19 protein-coding genes are annotated in these 18,924 nt (G+C 60.4%); 12 read left to right on the top strand and 7 right to left on the bottom strand.

Annotation, left to right across the window (positions count from 1 at the left end; translation table 11 throughout):
* Positions 1 to 915: a choline ABC transporter substrate-binding protein gene (gene choX / locus G9Q84_RS21210; RefSeq protein ID WP_032885123.1), complete on the top strand. Its 915-nt coding sequence runs from the start codon at positions 1 to 3 to the stop codon at positions 913 to 915.
* Between the two features lie 159 nt (positions 916 to 1,074).
* Positions 1,075 to 2,643, top strand: coding sequence for a SulP family inorganic anion transporter (locus G9Q84_RS21215; protein WP_181644044.1), 1,569 nt, complete (start codon positions 1,075 to 1,077; stop codon positions 2,641 to 2,643).
* Here the strand turns inward: G9Q84_RS21215 and aroE are convergent, their stop codons facing one another.
* Positions 2,644 to 3,465, bottom strand: coding sequence for a shikimate dehydrogenase (gene aroE, locus G9Q84_RS21220; RefSeq protein WP_122764022.1), 822 nt, complete (start codon positions 3,463 to 3,465; stop codon positions 2,644 to 2,646).
* On the bottom strand, positions 3,465 to 4,397 hold the full coding sequence (gene hemF / locus G9Q84_RS21225) for an oxygen-dependent coproporphyrinogen oxidase (RefSeq protein WP_032885127.1): 933 nt from the start codon (positions 4,395 to 4,397) through the stop codon (positions 3,465 to 3,467). The genes aroE and hemF overlap by 1 nt, the downstream gene beginning before the upstream one ends.
* Positions 4,398 to 4,557: 160 nt before the next feature.
* Between hemF and G9Q84_RS21230 the strand changes: the two genes are divergently transcribed.
* Positions 4,558 to 5,535: a quinone oxidoreductase family protein gene (locus tag G9Q84_RS21230; RefSeq protein WP_122681861.1), complete on the top strand. Its 978-nt coding sequence runs from the start codon at positions 4,558 to 4,560 to the stop codon at positions 5,533 to 5,535.
* A gap of 80 nt (positions 5,536 to 5,615) precedes the next feature.
* On the opposite strand, the gene tsaC is transcribed toward G9Q84_RS21230, so the two are convergent.
* The 3 genes from tsaC to G9Q84_RS21245 all read right to left on the bottom strand — a co-directional run bounded on the left by tsaC (position 5,616) and on the right by G9Q84_RS21245 (position 8,183).
* Complete coding sequence (gene tsaC, locus G9Q84_RS21235; protein ID WP_122754142.1) at positions 5,616 to 6,173, bottom strand: L-threonylcarbamoyladenylate synthase type 1 TsaC; 558 nt, start codon at positions 6,171 to 6,173, stop codon at positions 5,616 to 5,618.
* 75 nt (positions 6,174 to 6,248) lie between these two features.
* Positions 6,249 to 7,352, bottom strand: coding sequence for a DNA-processing protein DprA (dprA, locus tag G9Q84_RS21240; protein WP_181644045.1), 1,104 nt, complete (start codon positions 7,350 to 7,352; stop codon positions 6,249 to 6,251).
* 63 nt (positions 7,353 to 7,415) lie between these two features.
* The gene (locus tag G9Q84_RS21245) at positions 7,416 to 8,183 is read right to left on the bottom strand and encodes a peptidoglycan-binding protein (RefSeq protein ID WP_179179718.1); all 768 of its coding nucleotides are present in this window, start codon (positions 8,181 to 8,183) and stop codon (positions 7,416 to 7,418) included.
* A 135-nt stretch (positions 8,184 to 8,318) separates the two neighbouring features.
* On the opposite strand from G9Q84_RS21245, the gene def reads away from it, so the two are divergent.
* The 5 genes from def (at position 8,319) to G9Q84_RS21270 (ending at position 12,882) form a co-directional block, all read left to right on the top strand.
* A complete protein-coding gene (def, locus tag G9Q84_RS21250; protein ID WP_032885135.1) occupies positions 8,319 to 8,825 on the top strand; it encodes a peptide deformylase in 507 nt (168 codons plus the stop codon).
* Between the two features lie 69 nt (positions 8,826 to 8,894).
* On the top strand, positions 8,895 to 9,848 hold the full coding sequence (gene fmt / locus G9Q84_RS21255; RefSeq protein WP_032885137.1) for a methionyl-tRNA formyltransferase: 954 nt from the start codon (positions 8,895 to 8,897) through the stop codon (positions 9,846 to 9,848).
* Positions 9,845 to 11,155, top strand: a complete 1,311-nt coding sequence (gene rsmB, locus G9Q84_RS21260) for a 16S rRNA (cytosine(967)-C(5))-methyltransferase RsmB (RefSeq protein WP_032885139.1) — start codon at positions 9,845 to 9,847, stop codon at positions 11,153 to 11,155. The genes fmt and rsmB overlap by 4 nt, the downstream gene beginning before the upstream one ends.
* A gap of 23 nt (positions 11,156 to 11,178) precedes the next feature.
* Complete coding sequence (gene trkA, locus G9Q84_RS21265) at positions 11,179 to 12,552, top strand: Trk system potassium transporter TrkA (RefSeq protein WP_032885140.1); 1,374 nt, start codon at positions 11,179 to 11,181, stop codon at positions 12,550 to 12,552.
* Positions 12,553 to 12,570: 18 nt separating this feature from the next.
* A complete protein-coding gene (locus G9Q84_RS21270; protein ID WP_032885141.1) occupies positions 12,571 to 12,882 on the top strand; it encodes a tetratricopeptide repeat protein in 312 nt (103 codons plus the stop codon).
* Positions 12,883 to 12,959: 77 nt separating this feature from the next.
* Here the strand turns inward: G9Q84_RS21270 and G9Q84_RS21275 are convergent, their stop codons facing one another.
* Both G9Q84_RS21275 and G9Q84_RS21280 read right to left on the bottom strand, forming a co-directional pair.
* Positions 12,960 to 13,847 (bottom strand): lysophospholipid acyltransferase, encoded by an 888-nt coding sequence (locus G9Q84_RS21275; RefSeq protein WP_032885142.1) that lies wholly within the window; start codon positions 13,845 to 13,847, stop codon positions 12,960 to 12,962.
* A 40-nt stretch (positions 13,848 to 13,887) separates the two neighbouring features.
* Positions 13,888 to 14,445, bottom strand: a complete 558-nt coding sequence (locus G9Q84_RS21280; protein ID WP_122764017.1) for a DNA-3-methyladenine glycosylase I — start codon at positions 14,443 to 14,445, stop codon at positions 13,888 to 13,890.
* Positions 14,446 to 14,526: 81 nt separating this feature from the next.
* On the opposite strand from G9Q84_RS21280, the gene glyQ reads away from it, so the two are divergent.
* The 4 genes from glyQ (at position 14,527) to G9Q84_RS21300 (ending at position 18,923) form a co-directional block, all read left to right on the top strand.
* The gene (gene glyQ / locus G9Q84_RS21285; RefSeq protein ID WP_003213601.1) at positions 14,527 to 15,480 is read left to right on the top strand and encodes a glycine--tRNA ligase subunit alpha; all 954 of its coding nucleotides are present in this window, start codon (positions 14,527 to 14,529) and stop codon (positions 15,478 to 15,480) included.
* Positions 15,477 to 17,531, top strand: a complete 2,055-nt coding sequence (glyS, locus tag G9Q84_RS21290) for a glycine--tRNA ligase subunit beta (protein ID WP_095185271.1) — start codon at positions 15,477 to 15,479, stop codon at positions 17,529 to 17,531. The genes glyQ and glyS overlap by 4 nt, the downstream gene beginning before the upstream one ends.
* Before the next feature lie 2 nt (positions 17,532 to 17,533).
* Positions 17,534 to 18,070, top strand: coding sequence for a D-glycero-beta-D-manno-heptose 1,7-bisphosphate 7-phosphatase (gene gmhB / locus G9Q84_RS21295; protein WP_012721458.1), 537 nt, complete (start codon positions 17,534 to 17,536; stop codon positions 18,068 to 18,070).
* An 82-nt stretch (positions 18,071 to 18,152) separates the two neighbouring features.
* Entirely contained in the window at positions 18,153 to 18,923 is a 771-nt protein-coding gene (locus tag G9Q84_RS21300) for a lysophospholipid acyltransferase family protein (protein ID WP_095185270.1), read from the top strand.
* Position 18,924: the final 1 nt, after the last annotated feature.

Here is an 18,924-nt window from a genome sequence, read left to right on the forward strand (position 1 = left end):
ATGCAAAAGTTATCTGTGATAGTGGGCATGCTGGTGCTGGGCAGCGCCAATGTGTATGCAGACACCAGCTGTGAAACCGTAAAAATGGCCGATCCGGGCTGGAGCGATATCGCGGCCACCAATGCCATCACCGGTTTTCTGCTGACGGGCATGGGCTACAAACCCAAGGTCGACACCCTGGCGGTGCCGATTACCTTTGGCGGGCTCAAAGACGGCCAGGTTGATGTGTTCCTCGGCAACTGGATGCCCGCGCAGCAGGGTTTTTACGACAAGTTCGTGGCCAATGGCGATGTGGTGCAACTGGCGAAAAACCTCGACGGCACCGAGTTCACCCTCGCCGTGCCGGACTACGTGTGGGACGCGGGTGTGCATGACTTCGCCGACCTGAACAAATTTGCCGACAAGTTCGACAAGAAGATCTACGGCATCGGCTCCGGCGCGCCGGCGAATATCTCGTTGCAGGAGATCATCAAGAAGAATGACTTTGATCTGGGCCAATGGAAGCTGGTCGAGTCCAGCGAACAAGCGATGCTCGCGGAAGTGTCGCGGGCGGTGAAGAAACAGCGCTTCGTCACCTTCCTCGGTTGGACCCCGCACCCGATGAACGTGCAGTTGAAAATGCACTACCTCAAAGGTGGGGAAAAGTATTTTGGTGACACCGGCAGCGTTTATACCTTGACCCGCAAAGGTTATGCACAAGCCTGCCCGAACGTAGGAAAACTGCTGACCAACCTGAGTTTCACCCAGGAGATGGAGAACAGCATCATGGCCGAAGTGGCCAACAACAAGGTCAGCAACGCCGATGCGGCGAAGGCATGGATCAAGGCCAATCCGGCAGTATTGGATAAGTGGCTGGATGGGGTGAAAACCGTGGATGGCAAGGACGCGTTGCCGGCAGTAAAGGCCAAACTCTAGGGCCTTGCGCTATTCCAATGTGGGAGGGGGCTTGCTCCCGATAGCGGAGTGCCAGTCAGAGAGATTTAGACGGGTCCACCTATATCGGGAGCAAGCCCCCTCCCACAAGGACCAGTGTGTACTGATACCCTGAGTCAAACCTTTTCAGCCGAGTTATAAATGCCCCGGCCCAACCGCCATACACTCTTCCCCTTCCTCAGCTGGCTCCCGCGTCAAACCCGAGCCACTGTGGGCCGGGACGCGCTGGTCGGCCTCAGCGGCGCCGTGCTCGCACTGCCCCAATCGATTGCCTACGCGCTGATCGCCGGTCTTCCACCGGAGTACGGTCTGTACGCCGCCATCATCCCGGTGCTGATCGCGTGCCTGTGGGGTTCATCCTGGCACCTGATCTGTGGCCCCACGGCGGCGATTTCCATCGTGCTCTATGCCAGCGTGAGCCCATTGGCCGTGCCGGGGTCGCAGGACTACATCACCTTGATCCTGTTGCTCACCTTTCTCGCCGGCGTATTCCAGTGGCTGCTGGGCATGCTGCGCTTTGGCGCACTGGTGAACTTTGTCTCCCATTCGGTGGTGTTGGGTTTCACCTTGGGCGCCGCCGTGGTGATTGCCCTGGGGCAGTTGCCGAACCTGTTGGGGCTGGATTTGCCGAGCCAGGCCACCGCAATCAATAGCCTGCTGGCGCTGATCCACCATGCTGGCGAGTGGGACCACGCGTCCCTTGTCCTGGGGATCGGGACGTTGCTGGTGGGTGCTTTGCTCAAATACCTCGTGCCTCGCTGGCCAACGCTACTGATCGCACTGACCCTGGGTAGCCTGGCAACGTGGCTATGGCCGTCGATGTTCGGGCATGTGGCGTTGGTCAGTTCGTTTATCGGCAAACTGCCGCCGTTCAGCCCGTTACCGTTGGACCTGGACATGATCCTGCGCCTGCTGCCCAGTGCCGTGGCGGTGGGCATGCTGGGACTGGTGACCAGCCTGTCGATTGCCCGCTCGCTGTCGGCTCGTTCCCAACAGTTGCTCGACGCGAATCAGGAAGTTCGCGCGCAGGGTTTATCCAATATCGTCGGCGGATTTTTCTCCGGCTATCTGTCGGCCGGTTCCTTTACCCGCTCAGGCCTCAGCTACGAGGCAGGCGCCTGCTCGCCGTTGGCCGGGGTGTTTTCCGCGTTATGGGTGGCGCTGTTTGCGTTATTTGGTGCGGCATTGATCGCGCATATTCCAATTCCGAGCATGGCGGCGAGCATCCTGCTGATTTGCTGGGGCTTGGTGGATCATCGTGCTATTCGCGCGCTGTTTCGCGTCAGCCGTGCAGAGTTTGTGGTGATGAGCCTGACCTGTGTCGCCACGTTATTACTGGAGCTGCAAACGGCGATCTATGCGGGGGTGCTGGCGTCGCTGTTTTTCTATCTCAAACGCACGTCGCAGCCACGGGTTCAACAATGGCGAGACGGTGACGAAGATATATTGCGAGTCGGCGGCTCGATCTTTTTTGGCGCCAGCCATTACCTGCAAGTGCGCCTGCAAAGTTTGCAGGGCAAGCGGGTGGTGATCGAGGCGCAGCAGATCAACTTTATCGACTATTCCGGGGTAGAGATGCTGCACCAGGAGGCGCGGAGATTGAAGGGGTTGGGGCGTAGCCTGACATTGCGCGGGGCACGGCCGCAGGTGGTTGAAGAGCTGAAGAAACTGGAAGGGGCCGATACCTGCCCCATCCAGTTTGAAGATTGATTACTGCGCCAACTGACGGCGCAGTTCAGCCAACACCGGCGCCGAATCCGGGCGCACACCGCGCCATAGAAAGAACGCTTCAGCGGCCTGTTCAACCAGCATGCCCAGGCCATCCATTGCCACAGCTGCACCTTGCTCAGCCGCCCAACGGCAAAACGCGGTCGGCTCCTTGGCATACATCATGTCGTAGCAAAAGGTCTTGCCCGGTTCTATCAAGCTGCCGGCAATCGGCGGTAAATCGCCTGACAGGCTGGCAGACGTGGCATTGATGATTACGTCCACCGGCTCACGCAGCCAGTCGAAACCACTGGCCGACACCGGGCCCAAGTCGTCGAACAACTCGGCGAGCAATTCAGCCTTTTCCACAGTGCGATTGGCGATGATCAATGAAGCAGGACGCTCAGCCAGCAACGGTTCCAACGCCCCGCGTACCGCGCCACCGGCACCCAGCAACAGGATGCGTTTGCCTTGCAGGCTCAACCCGGCGTTTACCGTCAGGTCGCGCACCAGGCCCGCGCCGTCGGTGTTATCACCCAGCAGCGTGCCATCGGCCAACTTGCTCAGGGTGTTCACCGCACCGGCGCGTTGGGCGCGCTCGGTGAGGCTATTGGCCAGACGGTAAGCGTCTTCCTTGAACGGTACGGTGACGTTAGCGCCACGGCCTTGCTGGAAAAAATCACGGGCACAACCGGTGAAATCCTCCAAGGGCGCAAGCAAAGTGCTGTAGTCCAATTGTTCGCCGGTCTGCTCGGCGAACATGCGGTGAATCAGCGGCGACTTGCTGTGACCGATGGGGTTGCCGAAGACAACATAACGATCCATCAGACCGCCGCCTTAGGCGCGACAACGCCAAGCCAGTCGCGGTCTTGCAGGAAGTAATCAGTGAGCCGCGCCTCTTCGCTGCCGGCCTCGGCCTTCCAGTCATAGCTCCAGCGCACTTGCGGCGGCAGCGACATCAGGATCGATTCGGTACGCCCGCCCGATTGCAGACCAAACAGGGTGCCACGGTCGTAGACCAGGTTGAATTCAACATAGCGGCCGCGACGGAATTCCTGAAACTGGCGCTGCTGCTCGGTATAGGCCATGGCTTTGCGACGCTGCACGATCGGCAGATAAGCATCGATATAGGCATCGCCGATGGCGCGGATGAAGGCGAAGCAGGTGTCGAAGTCCCACTCGTTCAAGTCATCGAAAAACAGGCCGCCGATACCACGGGGTTCGTTGCGATGCTTGATATGGAAGTAGGTGTCACACCAGGCCTTGTAGCGCGAGTACACGTCCGGGCCAAAAGGTGCGCAGGCCTGCTCGGCCACACGGTGCCAGTGGATGCAGTCTTCTTCGTTGCCGTAATACGGAGTGAGGTCAAAGCCGCCACCGAACCACCACACCGGCTCTTCGCCTTCTTTTTCAGCGATGAAAAAACGCACGTTGGCGTGGGACGTCGGCACATGAGGGTTGTGCGGGTGGATCACCAGCGACACGCCGAGGGCTTCAAAGCCACGACCGGCCAGCTCTGGGCGGTGTGCGCTGGCGGATGGTGGCAGGCCGCTGCCGAATACGTGAGAAAAGTTAACGCCGCCTTTTTCGATCACCGAACCGTTTTCGATCACACGGGTGCGACCGCCACCGCCGGCAGGCCGGGTCCAGGCGTCTTCGATAAAGCGAGTGTCCGTCTCAAAGGTTTCCAGGGCGCTGCAAATGCGGTCTTGCAGGTCAAGCAGGTAGGCCTTTACAGCCTCGGTGCGGGTAGTCATGGCATCACCTTGAATCGGGCAAAGCTACGCGAGGCCATTGGGCGTCGGCGGCAAATGGGCGCACAGGATACCACTGCACCCTATGCCGTCGCAGTTGACGAAGATCAAGCTTAGGAGTCCGATAGGGGGCTACGCGAATTCGACCCAAGGAGAAGTGCAGATGGCCAAACGTATCCAGTTCAGCGCCCATGGCGGCCCCGATGTACTTGAATATGTGGACTACACGCCGGCGGAGCCGGGCCCGCAGCAGGTTCGTGTGCGTAACGAGGCCATTGGCCTGAACTTCATCGACACCTATTTCCGCAGCGGCCTATACGCACCACCGGCCTTGCCGTCCGGTCTGGGCGCAGAAGGCGCCGGCGTAGTTGACGCGGTTGGCAGCGAAGTCACCCAATTCAAGGTCGGCGACCGCGTGGCCTACGGCAGCGGCCCGCTCGGCGCGTACAGCGAACTGCACGTACTGCCCGCCGCTAACCTGGTGCACCTGCCGGACGACATCAGCTTCGAACAAGCCGCCGGTGCCATGCTCAAGGGCCTGACCGTGCAGTACCTGTTGCGCCAGACCTATGAACTGAAGGGCGGCGAGACCATCCTGTTCCACGCTGCGGCCGGTGGCGTGGGCTCCCTGGCCTGCCAATGGGCCAAGGCGCTCGGCGTGAAGTTGATCGGTACCGTGAGTTCGCCAGAGAAAGCCGCTTTGGCCAAATCCCTCGGTGCCTGGGAAACCATCGACTACAGCAAGGAAAACGTCGCACAGCGCGTGCTGGAATTGACCGACGGCAAAAAGGTCCCAGTGGTGTACGACGGTGTCGGCAAGGACACGTGGCTGACTTCCCTGGACAGCGCGGCGCCCCGTGGGTTGGTGGTGAGCTTTGGCAATGCCTCGGGCGCGGTGGATGGGGTGAACTTGGGGATACTCTCGGCCAAGGGCTCGCTGTACGTGACACGACCGACCCTGGCGACCTACGCCAACAACCCGGCGAACTTGCAGGCGATGGCGGATGATCTGTTTTCGATGATCCAGAGCGGCAAGGTGCGCATTGATATCAACCAGCGGTATTCGCTGGCGGAAGCGGCGAAGGCACAGACGGAGTTGTCGGGGCGGCGCACCACCGGGTCGACCATCCTGTTGCCGTAAGGCTTAAGAACGCTATCGCCGGCAAGAGCACGCAATCCTCTGTAGGAGGTGCCTTGCCGGCGATCAGCCACACCTCAGTATTACGACGGTCGCACCACCTCACCGGTTGCCAGATTGCGAATCAGGCTTGGATTCTTGCGCCCGCCGAGGGCGCCACCCAGTACCAAGTCGACCTGACCACGGAAATACTGCTCCACGCGAATCCGCGAGCGCGCAGCCGGGCGGCCTTGAGGGTTGGCCGACGTGGAAATCAACGGCCCGACCAGCGAACACAAATCCCGCACCAGAGGATGGTCAGTGACCCGAAGCGCGACCGTGTCGTGCACACCGGTCACCCATTCCGGCAGCAAGTCCTGATGGGGCACCAGCCAAGTGTTCGGCCCTGGCCAGGTGCTGGCCATACGGTCGATCCAGTCTTGGGGGAAATCTTCGAAGAGAAAATCAAACTGACGAATGTTGTCGGCCACCAGGATCAGGCCCTTGTCCACCGAGCGATTCTTGATGGCGAGCAAACGGTCGACTGCTTCTTCATTCCACGGGTCGCAGCCCAAGCCCCATACCGCCTCGGTTGGATAGGCAATCACCGCGCCTGCGCGAATTTCTCGTGCGGTTTCCAACACACGCCACCTGTTGACCATTGCTCATTCTCCGGACTAAAGCTCTGGGCAGTTTACCGATCTTCTTTACAAAACCTAGTTCCAAAAAACCGGCAGCTATAAAAGCTGACCACGCGCCAGCCAGCGACCGCTTTCGCAAATCACCTGGCCTTCAAGCTCCAGCTCCGTGAGGGTCGTCAACACTTGGGACAAAGGCCGACCGCTGGCAATCGCCAGGGCTTCGCTGGTGTGGGGCGCCGCGTGCAGCAACGCCACCAGCGGATGGATCACCGGCATCGGCGCCGGGCGCGACAAGGCCTGCCAGCCCCGCAAGCCTTCGAGGATGTGCTCAATGGTTTCCACCAGCATTGCACCATCGCGGATCAACTGATGACAGCCTTTGGCCCCAGGGTGATGGATGGAACCCGGGATGGCATACACCTCCCGGCCTTGCTCGGCCGCCAGCTTCGCGGTGATCAGCGAGCCACTGGCCACACTGGCTTCCACCACCAGCACGCCCAGCGACAGGCCACTGATGATTCGATTGCGCCGCGGAAAGTTGCTCGCCTGAGGCCCAGCGTCCAGTGGGAACTCGGAAACCACTGCGCTGCCCTGGGCAATCATCGCCTCTGCGAGCCTTCGGTGGCGCTGTGGATAAACATTTTCCAGGCCGGTGCCAAGCACGCCGATGGTGTGTCCACCCACATCCAATGCCGCCTGATGCGCCGCGCCGTCGATACCCAGTGCGAGGCCACTGGTGATGACAAAACCGGCGCTGGCCAAACTACGGGAAAAAGCGGCAGCGGTGTCCATGCCAGGGCGCGACGCGCGCCGGCTGCCGACCATCGCCAGTTGCGGTTTTTCGAGGATTGAAGGGTCGCCAGCGACGAATAACAGCGGTGGCGCATCGTCGATCTGGGCTAGTAATGCCGGGTACTCAGGCTGGTCCCACATCAGCAAATGCTGGGCTGGGCGGCCCAACCACGCCAATGCCTCACTGGCGCCATCTCGGATTTCGGGACTGCGGCGAGCGTCTGCGCTGATGGTTGGCAAGCCCAGTGCACGCCAGGCACTGGCAGGCGCGCTGATGGCCTTTGAAGCGCTGCCGAACGCTTCGATCAACAACCTAAAACGCTTCGGGCCTACTTCTGGCAGCCTGTGCAAGCGTAGTCGGGCCTCCAGTTCTGAAGGGGAAATTTCATTGCTGTTTATCGGAAACATCTGATCATCCTTGACCGGAACAAGCTGTGGATAACTCTGTTGGTAACTTATTTAGCAGGCTATTTATTGCGTTTGCGCAGCAGTCTCGAAACGGTCCATGACTGCCAACGGGCGTGAGGCGCTGAGAACCAGGCCATAACTGAGTTTTTCGTAGGTGCGGAACACCAGCAGAGTGCCGGCGCGCTCATCGGGTAGCTTCGTGGGAACACCGGTGAGCGGGTCGCGGACGGTGGCGCCGGTTTTAATGACGGTCAGCAGTTGACCCTCCACCAGACCGTCGCGCCGGCCTTTGCTCAGGGTGACAGCGTCCAGCACGCCAATCTGGGTGACGCCCCTGGGGATATCGATGATTTTTCCTTCGATGAAAGGCGCTGACTTTACGGGCTCCAGCGCCGTAGGCAATTGCGCGCGGAGCAGGCGGTCGCCAGGGCGTACCTCCTGAGTTACCCGTTGCACAGCGAGGGTCGTGAGGTCGCCCGCCATCACAAAGCGCGCGGTACCGATGTCATCGGCGTTGATACCCAGCAATTCCTGCGTTTGAGGGTCGGCGTAGACCTTGCCTCGGCGAAAGATCCCATAGCTTGGCTGGGCCGGATCCAGGTCGCCTCTGGCGTGCACACGTTCGCCATTGGCCCCCAGCACGCGCCCGCCGTCGGTCGCGACAATGTAAGGCGCATTGTCCAGATCCTGAGGCGTATCAAGAATACGGTTATGCAATAAAAACCGCTGAATGGCCTGTTGCGTCGGTTGATCCAGACGCGAGCCAGGTTGGGGAAGCAGGGCTGCGGCGAACGGGGCCCATAGCAGCAAGACGAGTAGCGATTTCCTCATGGGGTGAATCTCCTTTATTATGTGCGTTCGCGTGAAATGCCAGAGCCTTCGCGGCTTTCGAACCTTTCACACCGGCCGTATGGGTCCATCCCACCGCCGATTTGCCTTTACCTCACATGTGCAGCAATTACGCTTATGGCTATTTTGAACATCCTCGAATTCCCCGACTCGCGCCTGCGCACGATCGCCAAACCGGTGGCCGTAGTGGACGACAAGGTTCGTCAGTTGGTCGATGACATGTTTGAAACAATGTATGAAGCCCCGGGCATTGGCCTCGCCGCCACCCAGGTCAACGTGCATCAGCGCGTCGTGGTCATGGACCTGTCGGAAGACCGTAGCGAGCCGATGGTGTACATCAACCCTGAGTTCGAACCACTGACCGAAGAGATGGGCGAATATCAGGAAGGCTGCCTGTCGGTGCCGGAGTTCTACGAGAACGTCGAGCGCCCGCTGCGCGTGAAGATCAAAGCCTTGGACCGTGACGGTAAGCCGTTCGAGCTGATTGCCGAAGGCCTGCTGGCAGTGTGCATCCAGCACGAATGCGACCACCTCAACGGCAAACTATTTGTCGATTACCTGTCCACGCTCAAGCGCGACAGGATCAAGAAGAAGCTGGAAAAAAAGCATCGCCAGCAAGCTTGATGCCCTCCTTCCAAAGGCTTGCTGCGGCAAGCCTTTTTCTTTTGTGACTGTTTTTAACCGAGACTTCCCATGACCGAGCCATTGCGCATTGTTTTTGCCGGCACCCCTGAATTCGCCGCCGAACACCTCAAGGCGCTGCTTGCCAGCCCTCACGATGTCATTGCGGTGTATACCCAGCCGGATCGCCCGGCCGGTCGCGGGCAAAAACTGATGCCGAGCCCGGTCAAGCAGTTGGCGCTTGAGCACAACATTCCTGTACTGCAGCCGCCTACCCTGCGCAACGCCGAGGCCCAGGCCGAGCTGGCTGCGCTCAATCCTGACCTACTGGTGGTGGTGGCTTACGGCTTGATCCTGCCGCAAGTGGTGCTGGATATCCCGCGCCTGGGTTGCATCAACAGCCATGCGTCGCTGCTGCCACGCTGGCGCGGTGCGGCGCCGATCCAGCGCGCGGTGGAAGCCGGTGATGCGCAAAGCGGTGTGACCGTGATGCGCATGGAGGCAGGTTTGGACACCGGCCCGATGCTGCTCAAAGTGGTTACGCCGATCACCGCCGAAGACACTGGCGGCAGCCTGCACGACCGCCTGGCCGAAATGGGCCCAACTGCCGTCATCCATGCCATCGCCGGCCTCGCCGAAGGCACCTTGGAAGGCGAAGTGCAGGACGATAGCCTGGCCACCTACGCCCATAAATTGAACAAAGACGAAGCACGCATCGACTGGAGCCGCCCGGCGGTGGAGTTGGAACGGCTGGTGCGTGCCTTCAACCCGTGGCCGGTCTGCCACAGCACCCTCAACGGCGAAGCCTTGAAAGTGTTGGCTGCCCATTTGGCGGACGGCAAAGGCGCCCCCGGCGAGATAATCGGCGCCAGCAAGGAAGGCCTGTTGGTCGCCTGCGGTGAACAGGCGCTGTGCCTGACGCGCCTGCAATTACCCGGCGGCAAGGCACTGAATTTCAGCGACTTGTTCAACAGCCGTCGTGAGAAATTTTCCCTGGGCACTGTACTTGGGGTGGCCGCGCAATGAACCCACGTCTGGCCGCCGCCAAGGCTCTCGCCGCCGTACTCAACGGCAAGGCTTCGCTGAACAGTTCACTGCCCACGCAGTTGGATAAAGTCGAAGACCGTGACCGCGGCTTCACCCAGGACCTGGCCTTTGGCACCGCCCGTTGGCAACCTCGTTTGTCGGCGCTGGCGGCCAAGCTGCTGCAAAAGCCATTCAAGGCGGCCGATGCTGACGTCGAGGCGCTGCTGCTGGTAGGGCTTTATCAGTTGCTCTACACCCGCGTGCCGGCCCACGCCGCCATCGGTGAAACCGTCGGATGCGCCGACAAGCTGAAAAAACCTTGGGCCAAGGCCCTGCTCAACGCTGTGCTGCGCCGTGCCCAACGCGAAAGCGAGGCGCTGCTGGCGGAGCTGGAACATGACCCGGTAGTGCGCACCGCCCACCCGCGCTGGCTGCAAAAATCCCTCAAGGCGTTCTGGCCCGAGCAGTGGGAAGCCATTTGCGCGGCGAACAATGCGCACCCGCCGATGATCCTGCGGGTCAACCGTCGCCATCACAGCCGTGACGCGTACCTGCAATTGCTGACGGCCGCAGGCATCAACGCGACGCCGTGCGTGTACAGCACCGACGGCATCGTGCTGGAGGCCGCCGCCGATGTACGCAGCCTGCCGGGCTTTGCCGAGGGTTGGATCAGTGTGCAGGACGAAGCCGCGCAACTGGCCGCCGACCTGCTCGATCTGGCACCGGGCCAGCGCGTGCTGGACGCTTGCTGTGCACCAGGCGGTAAGACATGTCACATCCTGGAAGTCGAAAAAGGCTTGGCCGGTGTCGTCGCTGTTGACCTGGAAGCCAAGCGCCTCGTGCGTGTAAGGGAAAACCTCGCACGCCTGGGCCTGAGCGCCGAACTGATCGCCGCCGACGGCCGTGACACCGCCGCATGGTGGGACGGCAAACCGTTCCAGCGCATTCTGCTGGACGCGCCTTGCTCCGCGACCGGTGTGATCCGCCGCCACCCGGACATCAAGCTCACACGCCAACCCGACGACATCGCCGCCCTGGCCGCGCTGCAAGGTGAACTGTTGGACGCGATGTGGCCGACCCTCGAAGTCGGCGGCATCCTGCTCTACGCCACCTGCTCGACATTGCCCACCGAAAATACTGAGGTGATCGAAGCCTTCCTCGCTCGCACAAGCGGCGCCCGTGAGCTGGATCTCGCCACGACGGCCGGTATCAAGCAGCCTCACGGTCGCCAACTGCTCGCGCAAGAAGGCGGACACGATGGCTTCTACTACGCCAAACTGATCAAGATCGCCGCCGCGCGTGGCTGAATGGTTATTGAGGGAGTGACCGGATGAAAATCATCATCCTTGGGGCAGGGCAGGTCGGCGGCACACTGGCCGAACATTTGGCCAGTGAAGCCAACGACATTACCGTGGTCGACACCGATAGCGAACGACTGCGCGACTTGGGCGACCGCCTGGATATCCGCACCGTACAAGGTCGTGCGTCGTTTCCTACGGTGCTGCGTCAGGCCGGTGCCGACGATGCCGACATGCTCGTGGCGGTGACCAACAGCGACGAGACCAATATGGTCGCCTGCCAAGTCGCCCATACCCTGTTCCACACCCCGACCAAGATCGCCCGGGTCCGCGAAGCCGCCTACCTGACCCGCGCCGGCCTGTTCGATAACGACGCCATTCCTGTAGATGTGCTCATCAGTCCTGAGCAAGTGGTGACCCACTACATCAAGCGCCTGATCGAAATCCCGGGCGCCTTGCAGGTGATCGACTTCGCCGGTGGCAAAGCCCAATTGGTCGCAGTGAAGGCCTATTACGGCGGTCCACTGGTCGGCCAACAACTGCGCCAACTGCGTGAACACATGCCCAATGTGGAAACCCGCGTAGCGGCGATTTTTCGGCGTGACCGGCCGATCCTGCCGCAGGGCGATACAGTGATCGAAGCCGACGACGAGGTGTTTTTCATCGCGGCTAAAGCGAATATTCGCGCCGTCATGAGCGAAATGCGCCGGCTCGACGAGAACTACAAGCGCATCGTTATCGCCGGTGGCGGCCAGATCGGCGAACGGCTGGCCGAGGCCATCGAGAGTCGCTACCAAGTGAAGATCATCGAGATGAATCCGGCGCGCTGCCGGCATTTGTCCGACACCCTCGACAGCACCGTCGTCCTGCAAGGCAGCGCCTCGGACCGCGACCTGTTGATGGAAGAGAACATCGCCGACGCCGACATCTTCCTGGCCCTGACCAACGATGACGAAGCCAACATCATGTCGTCGCTGCTGGCCAAGCGGCTGGGGGCGAAGAAGGTGATGACGATCATCAACAACCCGGCCTATGTCGACCTGATCCAGGGCGGCGATATCGACATCGCCATCAGCCCGCAACTGGCGACCATCGGCACCTTGCTGGCCCACGTACGCCGTGGCGATATCGTCAGCGTGCACTCCCTGCGGCGCGGCGCGGCGGAAGCCATTGAGGCGATCGCCCATGGGGATTCGAAGTCGAGCAAAGTGATCGGCAAAGCCATCCGCGATATCGGCCTGCCGCCGGGCACAACCATTGGCGCGATCATTCGTGACGAAGAGGTGATCATTGCCCACGACGATACGATGATCGCCACGGGTGACCACGTGATCCTGTTCCTGGTGGATAAAAAACATATCCGCGATGTGGAGAAGTTGTTCCACGTGGGATTGAGCTTTTTCTGATCAACCGGAGTGACCGACATGCTCGAATCCCTGGAAAAAATGCTCGCCAAGGGTGTGGATAACTCGCTGCTGCGCTTTGGACTGGGCAAGGGTTATTTGGATCTGAAGGACAACGCCAAGGCGGCGGAGCATTTGCAGAAATGCGTCGAGTTCGATCCGAAGTATTCGGCGGCGTGGAAGTTGTTGGGCAAGGCACAGTTAGGCCAGGGTGATAACTCCGCAGCGCGACAGGCGTGGGAGAAGGGCGTTGAAGCGGCCCAGGCCCATGGCGACAAGCAGGCCGAGAAAGAGATGACGGTGTTCCTGAAGAAACTCGACCGCCAAAGCTAAGCAGATCGAAAATGTGGGAGGGGCAAGTCGAATCGTCGCACCGCCCCTCCCACATTTGGTTTTGTATTGTCTTTGGGTCAATACCACCGCTCTTCACCCGGCGGGCGTTTCTTGAAGCGCTTCATGCTCCACATGTACTGGCTCGGGTAGGCGCCGACATAACGCTCAACGACCTTGCTCATCGCGGCGCAAGACGTGGCAGTGTCGGTGCTGTACATGTCTTCCGGCGCAGCTTCCAGGATCACTTTGTAGCCCGAACCATCCGGCAGTCGCAGGGCATGCAGGAATACACCGACCGCCTTATGGCCCGCGAGCATATTCGGCACGAACTTGCTGGTGAGCGCCTGGGTTGCAAAGAATGGCACGAAGATCCCCGCCGATTCCGCCGGCTCCGGGTCAGCGGGAATACCCACTTGGCCACCTTTACGCACTTCCTTGATCACACTGAGGATGCCTTCCTTAGTGGAAGCCGCCACACGGTTGCCCAACTGCACGCGCTGCTTGCGCAGCAACTCATCCACTGCCTTGAGCTTGGGCGGGCGGTAAAAAATGATCGGTTTGCACTGGTTGCAGTAAAAGTGGTTCAACACTTCCCAGTTGCCCAGGTGGCTGGTGATGCCGACTACGCCTTTGCCCGAGGCCAGAGCTTCGTGCAGCACTTCCAGGCCTTCGACTTCACGCACCAGGTCGATGGAACGCTGGGCCGGCCAGATCCAGGCGCAGGCGCTTTCAGTCAGGGACTTGCCGATGTCCATCAGGCTTTGGCCGACCAGGCGCTCCCGGGCAGCGGGGTCCATGTCCGGAAAGCATTTTGAGAGGTTGATCCGCACCGTTTCGCGGGATCGGTTGGGGGTTTTCCACATGATCCAGCCGATGGCCGAACCCACGGCTTGCACTGCGCGCCATGGCAGCAGGGCAAACAACCGAAGAGCGCCTACCAGCAAGGCGCCTTTAAACTTTTCCACAGGTCACTCCTGATCGTGTGTGGTGCGCAAAGCGCGCATTCTAACCGGCGTTGACCAAGTCCGCGTAACGGTCGCAGTCCTGAGTGTGGTCCATGACCATGCCAGAGGCCTGCATGAACGCGTAACAGATGGTCGGGCCAACAAAGGTGAAACCGGCTTTCTTGAGTGCTTTGCTCATGGCTTCAGCCTCCGGCGTAATCGCCGGCACTTCGCTGCGGTCCTTGAAATGGTTGACCTTGGGCACCCCGCCGACAAACGACCAGAGCAACCCCACCGGGTCCGCCAGCGCCAGCCAAGCCGCAGCGTTGCGCCGGGTGGCGTTGAGCTTGAGGCGGTTGCGCACGATACCTGGGTCGAGCATCAGCGCTTCGATCTCGTCATCGCTCAATTGCGCCAACCGCTGCGGATCAAAACCGAACAAGACCTTTCGATAATGCTCGCGTTTGCGTAAAACGGTGATCCAGGAAAGGCCCGCCTGGAACCCTTCGAGTAAAAGCAACTCGAACAAACCCTGCGCATCGCGTAGCGGCGTTCCCCACTCCTGATCGTGATAAGCCATGTACAGCGGATCTTCAGAACACCAAAAGCAGCGTGGCATAAGGCTCCAGGGGATGGTGGCGCGGCCGAATCGGGTATACTCCCGCTCTTTAAATCGCAGCCCAAGTAACAGGTGAATTTCGTGAGCCAGCCTACGCCAGCCGTGCGTACCTTCCAAGACTTGATCCTCGCCCTCCAGCAATACTGGGCCGAGCAAGGTTGTGTGGTACTTCAGCCCTACGATATGGAAGTAGGCGCCGGCACTTTCCACACCGCTACCTTCCTGCGGGCCATTGGCCCGGAAACCTGGAACGCCGCTTATGTGCAGCCCAGTCGTCGCCCGACTGACGGCCGCTACGGCGAAAACCCGAACCGTCTGCAGCACTACTACCAGTTCCAGGTGGTATTGAAGCCGAACCCGGACAATTTCCAGGAACTGTATCTGGGCTCGCTCAAGCATGTTGGCCTTGATCCGCTGGTCCACGATATCCGCTTCGTCGAAGACAACTGGGAGTCGCCGACCCTGGGCGCCTGGGGCTTGGGCTGGGAAGTCTGGCTCAACGGCATGGAAGTAACGCAGTTCACTTACTTCCAGCAAGCCGGTGGCATCGAGTGCTACCCGGTGACCGGCGAAATCACCTACGGCCTTGAGCGCTTGGCCATGTACCTGCAAGGCGTGGACTCGGTCTACGACTTGGTGTGGGCTGACGGCCCGTTCGGCAAAGTGACCTACGGCGATGTGTTCCACCAGAACGAAGTGGAGCAATCCACCTACAACTTCGAACACGCCAACGTCGAGAAGCTGTTCGAACTGTTCGACTTCTACGAAAGCGAAGCCAAGCGTCTGATCGAACTCGATCAGCCGCTGCCGCTGCCAAGCTATGAAATGGTGTTGAAGGCGTCCCATACCTTCAACCTGCTGGACGCCCGCCGTGCCATCTCGGTAACCGCGCGCCAGCAATACATCCTGCGAGTACGCACCCTGGCGCGTTCCGTCGCCCAAGCCTACCTGCTGGCTCGCGCCAAGCTGGGCTTCCCGATGGCAACCCCGGACCTGCGTGATGAAGTGTTGGCTAAGCTGGAGGCTGCACAATGAGTGCTCAAGATTTCCTGGTTGAACTGGGCACCGAAGAGCTGCCACCGAAGGCACTCAACACCCTGGCCGATGCGTTCCTGGCCGGGATCGAAAAAGGCCTGCAAAGCGCTGGCCTGAAGTTTGAAGCCAAGAAAGTCTACGCCGCGCCACGTCGCCTGGCCGTGTTGCTGACCGCGCTGGAAACCCAGCAACCGGACCGCAGCATTAACCTCGACGGCCCGCCGCGCCAAGCGGCTTTCGACGCTGAAGGCAATCCGACCCAGGCTGCCCTTGGTTTTGCCAAGAAGTGTGGCGTGGAACTGAGTGAGATCGACCAGAGTGGTCCGAAACTGCGTTTCAGCCAGGTCATCACCGGTAAGCCGACTGCCAGCCTGCTGCCGACCATCGTTGAAGACTCCCTGAACGACCTGCCGATCCCCAAGCGCATGCGCTGGGGTGCACGCAAAGAAGAATTCGTCCGCCCAACCCAATGGCTGGTGATGCTGCTCGGTGACCAGGTCATTGACTGCACCATCCTCGCCCAGAAGGCCGGCCGAGATTCCCGCGGTCACCGCTTCCACCATCCAGAAGCCGTACGCATCACCTCGCCGGCGAACTATGCCGCCGATCTGCGTGCAGCTTATGTGCTGGCCGACGCCAACGAGCGTCGCGAGCTGATCAGCAAGCGCACCGAAGAACTGGCCCGCCTGCAGGAAGGCACCGCCATCGTGCCGCCAAGCCTGCTCGACGAAGTGACCGCGCTGGTTGAATGGCCTGTGCCGCTGGTGTGCTCGTTCGAAGAGCGCTTCCTCGATGTGCCGCAAGAAGCACTGATCACCACCATGCAGGACAACCAGAAGTACTTCTGCCTGCTGGACGTGGACGGTAAGTTGCTGCCGCGCTTTATCACCGTAGCCAACATTGAAAGCAAAGACCCGCAGCAGATCATCGCCGGTAACGAGAAAGTCGTTCGCCCGCGACTGACTGACGCTGAGTTCTTCTTCAAGCAAGACAAGAAGCAGAAGCTCGAAGACTTCAACCTGCGCCTGCAAAACGTGGTGTTCCAGGAAAAACTCGGTAGCGTCTACGACAAGGCTGTGCGTGTTTCCAAACTCGCTGCCTACATCGCACCACGCATCGGCGGCGATGCGGCCTCGGCCGCCCGCGCTGGTTTGCTGTCCAAGTGCGACCTGGCGACCGAGATGGTCGGCGAATTCCCAGAGATGCAAGGTGTTGCCGGCTACTACTACGCCCTCAACGATGGCGAGGCCGAAGACGTCGCCCTGGCGCTGAACGAGCAGTACATGCCACGCGGTGCTGGTGCAGAACTGCCAACTACCTTGACCGGTGCGGCCGTGGCCATCGCCGACAAGCTGGATACCCTGGTGGGCATCTTCGGTATCGGCATGCTGCCTACCGGTAGCAAAGACCCGTACGCCCTGCGCCGTGCGGCATTGGGCGTGCTGCGTATCCTGATCGACAAGAAGCTCGACCTGGACCTGACACAGGCCATCGTGTTCGCGGTGGGTCAGTTCGGTACCAAGGTCAAGCAAGCGGGTCTGGCCGAGCAAGTGCTGGAGTTCGTGTTCGACCGCCTGCGTGCGCGTTACGAAGACGAAGGCGTGGACGTTTCCGTCTACCTGTCGGTTCGCGCCCTGCAGCCGGGTTCGGCGCTGGACTTCGATCAGCGCGTACAAGCCGTACAGGCCTTCCGTAAGTTGCCGGAAGCCGATGCCCTGGCCGCTGTGAACAAGCGTGTGTCGAACCTGCTGAGCAAGGCCGAAGGCCTGGGCAATGGCGACGTCGACCCTGGCCTGTTTGCCGATGCCAAAGAGTTCTCGCTGAATTCGGCCATCGCCAAGGCAGAAAACGCCGTCAAGCCGCTGATCGCCGAGCGTAACTACGCCGAAGCGCTGGCGCGCCTGGCCACCCTGCGTGAGCCGGTGGATGCGTTCTTCGAAGCCGTGATGATCAATGCCGAAGATGCCGGCGTGCGGAAAAACCGTTACGCCATGCTGGCGCGTCTGCGCGGCTTGTTCGTCAACATCGCTGACATTTCGACACTGAGCTGACCATGTTGAAACTGCTGATTCTCGATCGGGACGGGGTGATCAACTACGACTCCGACGCTTACATCAAGTCGGTGGCGGAATGGATTCCACTGCCCGGTTCGATCGAGGCCATCGCGCAGTTGAGCAAAGCCGGCTGGACGGTGGCAATCGCCACCAACCAGTCCGGCATCGCCCGTGGCTATTACGACATCGCTACCTTGGACGCCATGCACGCGCGCTTGCGCACGCTGGTGGCGGAGCAGGGCGGTGAGGTGGGGCTGGTGGTGTACTGCCCTCACGGGCCGGATGAGGGCTGCGATTGCCGCAAACCCAAACCTGGCATGTTGAAAACCATTGCAGAACATTACAAGGTGCCCTTGGCTGGGATATGGTTCGTCGGGGACAGCCTCGGTGACCTGGAGGCGGCCAAAGCCGTCGACTCTCAGCCAGTTTTGGTAAAGACCGGGAAAGGCGAAAAGACCCAGGCGAAAAACCTGCCGGTAGGCACCTTGATTTTTGACGATCTGGCGGCGGTTGCCGCAGAACTTATCAACAACTAGCCGCCCTCGACTTCCTGACCAAGGACTGTTCGGGAGTGCGCTTTTAACAGGCGGGCCCTGTCCCGCAACGGTAAATGCCGCCATGTCGATTTTGCAGGCCATCAGAACCTTTTTCTTTTACCTGCTGCTGGGCACCAGTTCGTTTCTCTGGTGCACCCTGAGCTTTTTTATTGCGCCGTTCCTCCCGTTCAAGGCGCGCTATCGCTTTATCAACGTCTATTGGTGCCGCTGCGCGTTGTGGCTGACCAAGGTGTTCCTGAACATTCGTTTCGAGGTCAAGGGGGCGGAAAACGTACCGGACCAGCCGTGCGTGATTTTGTCGAATCACCAAAGCACCTGGGAGACCTTCTTTCTCTCGGCTTACTTCTCGCCATTGAGCCAAGTGCTCAAGCGTGAGCTGCTGTACGTGCCGTTCTTCGGCTGGGCCATGGCCATGTTGCGCCCGATTGCTATCGACCGTGACAACCCCAAGGCAGCGCTCAAGCATGTCGCCAAGAAGGGCGATGAGCTGCTCAAAGACGGCGTGTGGGTGCTGATCTTTCCGGAAGGAACACGAGTCCCCTTTGGGACCGTAGGCAAGTTCTCCCGTGGAGGTACAGCATTGGCGGTCAACGCCAACCTGCCAGTGTTGCCGATTGCACATAACGCCGGCAGGTTCTGGCCGAAGACCGGTTGGGCAAAACGCGAGGGCACCATCACGGTGGTGATTGGCGAGCCAATGTACGCAGAAGGCGAAGGCCCACGCGCTATTGCAGCGCTGAATGAGCGCGCCCAGGCGTGGAATGAGGCACAGCAGCGGGCCATGGGTTCTCTACCGCCGGAGCCAGTTGTTGTGGATACGCCGGTGATATGAG

It is taken from the genome of Pseudomonas sivasensis (assembly GCF_013778505.1).
Classification (GTDB): domain Bacteria; phylum Pseudomonadota; class Gammaproteobacteria; order Pseudomonadales; family Pseudomonadaceae; genus Aquipseudomonas; species Aquipseudomonas sivasensis.